This window comes from Nostocoides japonicum T1-X7 (assembly GCF_001046855.1).
Classification (GTDB): domain Bacteria; phylum Actinomycetota; class Actinomycetes; order Actinomycetales; family Dermatophilaceae; genus Nostocoides; species Nostocoides japonicum.
The window spans coordinates 3,034,708-3,042,981 of sequence record NZ_HF570958.1; the positions used below are offsets into that span (position 1 = coordinate 3,034,708).

The following is an 8,274-nucleotide window of genomic DNA, read 5'->3' on the forward strand; positions in this document are numbered from 1 at the left end:
CGCGAGCATGGCGCGGCGGGTGAGGGCGGCATAGACGTCGGGAGATGTCCTGCGCAGCAGCTGGACCGGGCTGCGCACTCCCGACACGATCTCCACGACCGCCTGGGCGAGATGGGCCGCCGCCACGCGGGGGTCGGGCAGGTCGCCCCGATCCGTCGGCTCGGCGAGGCGTAGGGGGTCGTCGTCGCCCTCGTCGACGTCGAAGTCGACGGCCAGCGCTTCCTGGACGTAGGGCATCCGGTCCCAACCCGCAGCCATGAGCTCGGCATGGCTCGCGAAGCTCTCGGCCGGCAACCCGCCGGGGACGGACCGCAGCGCGCGGACCGGCCGGGCCGGCGTGCCGGTCATCGGACGGACTCCAGGGCCGGCGGGTGGAGCACCTGTCCGGGACGGATGCGGTCCGGGTCGTCGCCGATGACCCCCCGGTTCTCCGCATACCAGCGTGGCCACGCTCGGGCGATCTCCGCGTCGGTCGCGTCCGGCCCGAGCCAGGCCGCGGCGATCGACCACAGGGTGTCTCCACGGTGGACGACGACGCCCTCGGGCGCGGGTATGCCATGGCCCCCCAGGAGGGTGGGGGAGAGGACGGGGCGGACAGCAGGCCGCTGCGGGACGAATCCCGGATCAGGCGCCGGCGGCACGGCGCCGGCCCGTGTCACCGACCCGGCCGTGCCCCCGGAGCGCCGTGCGGGAGCCGACAGTGGGCCTCCGAAGCCGGGATCCGGCGCGCTGCCCGTGGCGCGCTGCGCCGGGCCGGAAGGGGTGGTCATGCCGGAGGAGGCCGACGGACAGAGGCCGGGGTGTGGCTCCGGGCCGCCCGCAGGTCGCTGCGACGCAGCGATGTCAGCGGCGCGGAAGCCGGGATCCGGTGCCGTGGCGACGGCGCGGGACGTGCTGCCCGCCCCTTCGCCGACGGCGGCGACGGCGCTGCCCGGGACGACCGCGGCTCCTGCGGCGGCGCCGATGAGGAGCGCCGCGAACCGGGCGACGAGGGCCGGAGTGAGCCGGTCGGCGGCCCACCGAGCACCGCGTCCGACGCGTCCGGGCATGGCCGCGAGGGCCTCGAGGACGACCCCGAGCACGAGCCACAGGAGCAGGAGGAGCGCGACCGATCCGAGAAGGAGGGTCAGTGCGTCCGCCGGGTCTGCGGGCCCCGGCCCGGCGAGTGCACCGAGACGCGACCGGACGACGGCCACGAGCCCGGCGACGAGCCCGATCGCCGCCGTCGTGCCGCCGACGGCCGCGATCCTCGCCCGTGCTGTCCGCCGCAGCCGCCTCCGAACCTCGGTCATTCCATCCCCCAGAAGCATCTGTTTGCCTTCGTTTGCGTATGGACGATGACGATAGGCCTCTGCGGGGACACGCGCAAGGCACGGGTGGAATGTCCACAGCCCGCCATGGCCGAGGGTCCGGGCGCCCCGCGCTGGCTATGCTCGCCGGCATGCCGTGGGACGGGCTCTTCGAGGACCTCGAGGCCCAGTGGGAGGCGCAGGAACGCCGCGAACTCGACGCCGAGGTGGCCGATCGCACGCGCCGGGAGCGCGCGCTCGTCGACCTCGTGTCCCGTCTGGTCGCCGCGACGGGCGAGGAGATCACGGTCCGTCTGCTCGCGGGCCCGCCCGTCCACGGGCGCGTCGAGGAGGTCGGCGACGGGTGGCTCCTGCTCTCGGCGGGCCGTCGGGCGATCCTCCTCGTCCTCGATGCCGTCGTTGCCATCGAGGGACTCGCGCGATCGGCCGACCCGGCGACCCGGGCACGTCGGTTCGGTGTCGGCTACGCCCTCCGGGGGATCAGCAGGGACCGCGCGGTCGTCGTCGTCCGCGACCGGGCCGGCGGGTCCTCGACGGGCACCATCGACGTGGTCGGCGCCGACCACGTCGAGCTGTCGGTCCACCCGGCCGACGAGGTCCGGCGTGAGGCGAACGTCCTGTTCCGACGCACCATCCCGGTGTCTGCGCTCGTGTCGGTCACGAGCGGCTGACCCACCGGCGGCCGACCCCTGGGTCGTGTCGCTCGGGCAGGGTCACTCGGCCGGCGTGTCGGCTCCGAACGGATGCGACTCGACGAAGCTGCGCGTCTGCTCGTACATCCGCGAGATGTACGCCTCGAGCTCGGTCGCCTCCACGCGCCACTGGCCGCGACCACCGACCTTGATGGCGGGCAGGTCTCCGGAGCGCACGAGGGCATACGCCTGGGCCGAGGAGATGTCGAGCACCTCGGCGACGTCGGCGAGCTGGATGAAGCGCTTGGGCACGGTGCTCCTTCGTCAGAGTCGACCTGGCAGGGATCGTGGCTGGTCAGGCCACACGTCAAGGGTACGTCGCCGGGACCCGATGGAGCCCGTTGTCCACAGGCGGGGGCGTCGGGCCTGCGCCCGGGACGGGCATACGCCACACTGCGGGGGCACGACCAGTCACCACCCAGGGGGAACCATGTCCGACCTTCCGACCCGGCGCGCGGGCCGGCTGCGCAAACCGTCCTGGCGCGACACGCGCCTGCTGGCCGGCGTCCTGCTCGTCCTCGTCTCCGCCGTCCTCGGAGCGGTCCTCGTCGCGCGGGCCGACGATCGGGTGCCGGTGTATGCCGCGAGCGTCGCCCTCGTGCCCGGGCAGCGTCTCGACGATGCGGCGGTGCGGCGCGTCGAGGTCCAGCTCGGCGACGGCATGGCGCGGTACCTTCCCGCCGACGAGGCGCTGCCCGAGGGCTCGTACGTCCTGCGCGACGTGCGGCCCGGCGAGCTCGTGCCCCGGTCGGCGCTCGGGTCGGTCGCCGACGTCTCCGTGCAGCCGGTGACGATCGACGTCGACGCGACGTCCGCCTCGACGCTCGTCCGAGGATCGGTCGTCGACGTCTACGTCACGCCTCCCAAGCCGGGATCGACGACGGAGTTCGACAAGCCGGTGCGGGCGTTGTCGGGCGTCTCCGTGGCGAGCGAGCCCGAGGAGCGCACCGGCTTCGGCGCGAGCGGCACCGACACCGTCGCCGTCTCCGTCATGGCACCGCAGGAGCAGGTCGCCGGCATCGTCGCCCACCTCGGCGACCGGTCGCGGATCACCGTCGTCCCGGTGCCGGGCTCGCGGACCAAGGCCGCCTCGTGAGCGCCCGGGCGCTCACCGCGCTCGACCACGACGTCGAGTCGGGGTTCGTCCGCGCCACCGAGCGCTGCCTGGAGCTGACGGTCGTCCGCCGGTGCGTCGACCTCGCGGACCTCCTCTCGGCCGCGGCGGCCGGGGCGGGAGACCTCGCCGTCGTCTCGGCGTCGCTGCGCTCCCTCGGGCGGGAGGCCGTCGCCGAGCTGCGGGGTCACGGACTGCGGGTCCTCGGTGTGACCCGGCTCGGCGACGAGGCGCAGGAGCGGCTCCTGCGCCAGCTGGGCATCGACGCCGTCGTCCGGTCCGACGCCGAGCCGGCCGACATCGACGAGGCCGTCGCGGCCATCCCGTCGATCCATGACGCCCGCGCCGCGGGGACCGACGCGCCGGGCGACGACGCACCCGATCGACCGCTCGGAGAGGACCTGCCGCTCGGCGATGCCGAGCCGACGCGATGCCGCCTCGTCGCCGTCTGGGGGCCGCTCGGCTCTCCGGGCCGCACGACGGTCGCCGTCAACCTCGCCGCGGAGCTCGCCTTCTCCGGTCACCGGACCCTGCTCGTCGACGCCGACACGTGGGGCGCGAGCATCGCCCAGACCCTCGCGCTCGTCGACGAGGCTCCCGGTCTGGCCGCCGCGGCGCGGGCGGCGGACCACGGAGGCCTCGACCGCCCCACCCTCGCCCGGCTCGCCCCCGAGGTGCGTCCGGACCTGCGCGTGCTCACCGGCCTGCCCCGGGCGGACCGCTGGCCCGAGCTGCGCGTGGCGTCCGTCGAGGAGGTGCTGCGCCTCGCGCGGACGGTCGCCGACGTCGTGGTCGTCGACACCGGTTTCAGCCTCGAGGACGACGAGGAGCTGAGCTACGACACGGCCGCGCCGCGACGCAACGCCGTGACGCGCCTGGTCCTCGCCGAAGCCGACGAGCTCGTCGTCGTCGGCGCCGGCGACCCCATCGGCCTCCAGCGCCTCGTCCGCGCGGTCCAGGACCTCGGGGTCGTCCCGTCCCCGGTCCCCGCGGTCGTCGTCAACAAGGTCCGCGCGTCGGCCGTCGGGTCCCACCCGCAGCGGGCCATCGCCGAGGCGCTGGCCCGGTTCTCCGGCCTCGAGGACCTCACCTTCCTCCCGTGGGCCCCCGAGGTGTGCGACGCCGCGCTCCTCGCGGGCCAGACGCTGGCCGAGCACAATGCCAGGTCCGACCTGCGACTGGCCATCGCCACGCTCTCCGAGCGGTTCGTCCCCGAGCGCGAGCCGGTCTGACCGTCGGGTCGCCCGCTCACGCCTGCGGTCCGGCGTCTGCCACGATGGGCGGGTGACCGACCGGCTGTCTGCGCTCGACGCCTCGTTCCTCTACGTCGAGGACCGCGACACCCCCATGCACGCGGGCTCCGTCATGATCTTCGACCCTCCGAAGAGGGGATTCGACCTCGACCGTCTCGCGTCCTACGTCGCCGCCCGGATCGAGTCCGTGCCGCGCTACCGGCAGAAGGTCGTCACCGTCCCGGGGCGCATCGCCAAACCGGTGTGGGTCGACGACACCGCCTTCGACGTCAGCTACCACGTGCGGCGGTCGGGGCTTCCCCGCCCCGGGACCGACGAGCAGCTCGAGGAGTTCGTCGCGCGCATCGAGTCCCGTCCCCTCGATCTCAAACGCCCCCTCTGGGAGCTCTACATCGTCGAGGGTCTCGAGCACGGACGCTTCGCCGTCATCACCAAGACGCACTATGCGCTCGTCGACGGCCTCAACGCCGTGTCGCTCGACCAGCTGCTCGTGAGCCGTAGCCGGAGGGCGGGGCCCGACGACGCGCCCGACCCGACACCGTGGCGCCCCCGCAGCGAACCGTCGGCGATCGGCCTGGTCACCGATGCCGTCCTCGACGTCGTCCGCAGTCCGTCCGACGTCGTGGACACCCTCCGCGGCGGAGCCGCCGACCTCAGGGCGACGTACGGCCGGATGCTCGGTGCTCTCGGCGCGGCGGCCGCGACCCTCGCCAAGGTCTCGACGCGGCCCGCACCCTCCTCTCCGCTCAACGTCCGGGTGTCGGGGGCGCGCCGGTTCGTCATGGTGGGGACGGACCTCGAGGACTACCGGACGGTCCGCGCCGGCCTCATGGAGGGACGCTTCGCCGAGGAGGTGACGATCAACGACGTCATCCTCGCGACGATCGCCGGCGCCCTCCGCTCCTGGCTGCTCACCCGGGGGGAGGCGGTGCTCCCGACGACGACGATCCGAGCGATGGTCCCCGTGAGCGTCATGGATGCCGACGACCCGGCGGCCGAGGTCGTCGGCGGCCTCAAGGCGTGCTACGTCGACCTGCCCGTCGGCGAGGCCGGGGCCGGGATCCGGCTGCAGCAGGTCGCCTTCGCGATGCTCCAGGAGATGGAGAACGGCAGCCCGGTCGGTGCCGACGCCCTGGCGGGCATCGGCGGCTTCGCCCCGCCGACCCTCCACGCGCTCGGCGCGCGGCTCGGCTCGGCCGTCTCGCGGCGGCTCTACAACCTCGTCGTGACGAACGTCCCCGGCCCCCAGCATCCCCTGTATGCCATGGGCGCCCGCCTTCTCGCGAGCTACCCCGTCCTGCCCCTCAGCCACGGCCAGGCACTGTCGATCGGCCTCACCTCCTACGATGGCGGCGTCTACTACGGGCTGCTCGCCGACCGCGTCACGATCCCCGACGCCGACGTCCTCGGGCAGTGCATCGTCGACGCCCTCGCCGAGCTCATCGCGTCGCAACAGGGCACCCGCGCCTGACCCGGGCAGGATGAGCCCCATGACCGTCACCCGGATCTACCTGCCTCTCGACGGCCCGGGCCTCCGCCGGCTCCAAGTCACCGGGCGCGCCGGCACGGCGCCGGTCCGGGCGTATGCCGTGACGCCGGCCCTCGAGCGGGCCAACCCGGCGGACCGGCTCGAGGAGGAGCTGGAGTTCGCCGCGCTCGTCGAGGCGGCGACCGCCGCCCGGGACGTCGCCGGCGCCGGCAAGCGGGTCGTCGCGGCGGCCGACGTCGACAGCGCGCTCGTCGGGTCGCCGTCCGGGGGATCGGGACCGTGGCCCTCGTCGGTCGACCTCTCCGCCGCGCTCGAGCTGCGCCGCGTCGTGTCGTTCCATGTCGACGAGACGCCGGGCGGCTCCGACGACGACCTCCTCTGGTACGACGTCACCGAGATCGACGAGGTCGTCCGCCTCACGTCGTGAGCGGCGGACGCGACCGTGCCCGCCCGCGCGGCGCCAGGTTCCGGCGTGGCGCGGGGCATGGAACGATGGGCCGACAGCCGCGGACCGACGAAGGAGCCGACCACCGATGGATGCCGTGACCAGCGTTCCCCAGCTCGTCAACGAGCCCGTTCTCGACTACGCGCCCGGAAGCCCCGAGCGGGCGGCCCTCGAGGTCGCCCTCGTCGAGCTGGGCTCGGAGCAGCGGGAGCTGCCCCACACGATCGCCGGCAAGCGGGTGGACGGAACCGGCCGCAGGACCGCGGTCCGTCAGCCCCATGCGCATCGCAAGGTGCTGGGGACGTTGCGGAACGCGACGGTCGGGGACGCGCAGGCGGCGGTCGACGCGGCGAAGGCGGCGGCCCCGGGGTGGCGGTCGTTGGCCTTCGACGACCGGGCGGCGATCCTGCTCAAGGCGGCCGAGCTGCTCTCGGGCCCGTGGCGGGCCCGGCTCAACGCCGCGACGATGCTCGGGCAGAGCAAGACGGCATACCAGGCGGAGATCGACGCGGCGTGCGAGCTCATCGACTTCTGGCGGATCAACGTGCACTTCGCGCGGGACATCCTCGCCGAGCAGCCGCCGCTGAACAGCAAGGGCGTGTGGAACCGCACCGACCACCGGCCGCTGGAGGGGTTCGTGTATGCGATCACCCCCTTCAACTTCACGGCGATCGCGGGCAACCTGCCGACCGCCCCGGCGCTCATGGGCAACACGGTCGTGTGGAAGCCGTCGCCGACCCAGCAGCTCGCCGCTCAGCTGACGATGGAGCTGCTCGAGGCGGCCGGCCTTCCGCCGGGCGTCATCAACCTCGTGACCGGCGACGGGATCAACGTCTCGAAGGTGGCGCTGGCCGACCCGGACCTCGCCGGGATCCACTTCACCGGGTCGACGCCGACCTTCCAGCACCTGTGGGCCGAGGTGGGCCGCAACCTCACGGCATACCGGTCCTACCCGCGGATCGTCGGGGAGACGGGAGGGAAGGACTTCATCGTCGCGCATCCGTCCGCCGACCCGGACGTGCTGCGGACCGCGATGATCCGGGGAGCGTTCGAGTTCCAGGGTCAGAAGTGCTCGGCCGCCTCCCGGGCGTACGTGCCCCGCTCCCTGTGGCGCCGGATCAAGGCCGACGTCGTCGCGATCACCGACGGGCTGCCCCAGGGCGACGTCACCGACTTCGGCAACTTCATGGGGGCGGTCATCGACGACCGCGCCTTCGCGAAGCACAAGGACGCCATCGACCGGGCCCACGCGACGGCCGGCATCGACGTGATCGCCGGCGGCACGTACGACGACTCGGTCGGCTACTTCATCCGCCCGACGGTGCTGGAGATCGCCGACCCGACCGACGAGTCGTTCCGCACCGAGTACTTCGGCCCGATCCTGTCCGTCCACGTCTTCGCCGACCGCGACTACGCGAAGGTGCTCGACCAGATGGAGTCCTTCGCCCCCTACGGGCTCACCGGGTCGATCATCGCCCAGGACCGGCGGGCCATCGCCGAGGCCACGGACCGGCTGCGCTTCGCCGCCGGCAACTTCTACATCAACGACAAGCCGACGGGTGCCGTCGTCGGGCAGCAGCCCTTCGGCGGTGGCCGCGCCTCGGGGACCAACGACAAGGCCGGCGCGGCCCAGAACCTCCTGCGCTGGACGTCGGCCCGCTCGATCAAGGAGACGTTCGTCCCCCCGACGAGCCACGCCTACCCGCACATGGGCTGACCGTCACGCGGACCCCTCACGGGGCCCGAGCGGGACGACGGCGACGGGGCACGTCGCGTTCTCGACGACCGAGACGGCCACCGATCCCAGGAGGAAGCGCCGGGTGAGGCCGACCTCCTCGTGCCCGACGACGAGGAGGTCGGCCCCCTCCGCCGCGGTGAGCAGCCCGCCCTGCGGCCAGTCGCGGGTCACCTCGACGGTCGTCGTCACGCCGGGATGGCGGGCCCGCAGCGCGGCGAGCCGGCTCTCGAGGG

The 8,274-nt window shown here is 73.8% G+C and carries 10 protein-coding genes; 6 read left to right on the forward strand and 4 right to left on the reverse strand.

What is annotated here, in order from left to right:
* Both BN12_RS25215 and BN12_RS13645 read right to left on the reverse strand, forming a co-directional pair.
* The coding region (locus tag BN12_RS25215) for an Rv3235 family protein (RefSeq protein ID WP_048553247.1) at positions 1–348 on the reverse strand (348 nt) is incomplete at its 3' end.
* Complete coding sequence (locus BN12_RS13645; protein ID WP_048553250.1) at positions 345–1,292, reverse strand: LysM peptidoglycan-binding domain-containing protein; 948 nt, start codon at positions 1,290–1,292, stop codon at positions 345–347. The genes BN12_RS13645 and BN12_RS25215, both read right to left, overlap by 4 nt.
* 149 nt (positions 1,293–1,441) lie before the next feature.
* Here BN12_RS13645 and BN12_RS13650 point away from each other — a divergent pair, with 149 nt between their 5' ends.
* Complete coding sequence (locus BN12_RS13650; protein ID WP_048556405.1) at positions 1,442–1,981, forward strand: hypothetical protein; 540 nt, start codon at positions 1,442–1,444, stop codon at positions 1,979–1,981.
* 42 nt (positions 1,982–2,023) lie between these two features.
* Here the strand turns inward: BN12_RS13650 and BN12_RS13655 are convergent, their stop codons facing one another.
* Positions 2,024–2,254: a helix-turn-helix domain-containing protein gene (locus BN12_RS13655; RefSeq protein WP_048553252.1), complete on the reverse strand. Its 231-nt coding sequence runs from the start codon at positions 2,252–2,254 to the stop codon at positions 2,024–2,026.
* A gap of 178 nt (positions 2,255–2,432) precedes the next feature.
* On the opposite strand from BN12_RS13655, the gene BN12_RS13660 reads away from it, so the two are divergent.
* The 5 genes from BN12_RS13660 to pruA all read left to right on the forward strand — a co-directional run bounded on the left by BN12_RS13660 (position 2,433) and on the right by pruA (position 8,020).
* Positions 2,433–3,098, forward strand: coding sequence for a CpaB family protein (locus tag BN12_RS13660; protein ID WP_048553254.1), 666 nt, complete (start codon positions 2,433–2,435; stop codon positions 3,096–3,098).
* Positions 3,095–4,348, forward strand: coding sequence for an AAA family ATPase (locus BN12_RS13665; protein ID WP_048553255.1), 1,254 nt, complete (start codon positions 3,095–3,097; stop codon positions 4,346–4,348). The genes BN12_RS13660 and BN12_RS13665 overlap by 4 nt, the downstream gene beginning before the upstream one ends.
* A gap of 52 nt (positions 4,349–4,400) precedes the next feature.
* A complete protein-coding gene (locus BN12_RS13670; RefSeq protein WP_048553256.1) occupies positions 4,401–5,840 on the forward strand; it encodes a WS/DGAT/MGAT family O-acyltransferase in 1,440 nt (479 codons plus the stop codon).
* 19 nt (positions 5,841–5,859) lie between these two features.
* Positions 5,860–6,285, forward strand: a complete 426-nt coding sequence (locus BN12_RS23430) for a DUF6912 family protein (RefSeq protein ID WP_053080036.1) — start codon at positions 5,860–5,862, stop codon at positions 6,283–6,285.
* 106 nt (positions 6,286–6,391) lie between these two features.
* Positions 6,392–8,020 (forward strand): L-glutamate gamma-semialdehyde dehydrogenase, encoded by a 1,629-nt coding sequence (pruA, locus tag BN12_RS13680; protein ID WP_048553257.1) that lies wholly within the window; start codon positions 6,392–6,394, stop codon positions 8,018–8,020.
* 3 nt (positions 8,021–8,023) lie between these two features.
* On the opposite strand, the gene BN12_RS13685 is transcribed toward pruA, so the two are convergent.
* Positions 8,024–8,274, reverse strand: a 251-nt coding sequence (locus BN12_RS13685; protein WP_048553259.1) for a universal stress protein, incomplete at its 5' end; no start/stop codon positions are given.

What these genes read in the sequence shown, in the direction of transcription:
- BN12_RS23430 (WP_053080036.1), top strand. Translation starts at nt 5,860, where the DNA reads ATGACCGTCACCCGGATCTACCTGCCTCTCGACGGCCCGGGCCTCCGC.
- BN12_RS13660 (WP_048553254.1), top strand. Translation starts at nt 2,433, where the DNA reads ATGTCCGACCTTCCGACCCGGCGCGCGGGCCGGCTGCGCAAACCGTCC.
- pruA (WP_048553257.1), top strand. Translation starts at nt 6,392, where the DNA reads ATGGATGCCGTGACCAGCGTTCCCCAGCTCGTCAACGAGCCCGTTCTC.
- BN12_RS13645 (WP_048553250.1), bottom strand. Translation starts at nt 1,292, where the DNA reads ATGACCGAGGTTCGGAGGCGGCTGCGGCGGACAGCACGGGCGAGGATC.
- BN12_RS13650 (WP_048556405.1), top strand. Translation starts at nt 1,442, where the DNA reads ATGCCGTGGGACGGGCTCTTCGAGGACCTCGAGGCCCAGTGGGAGGCG.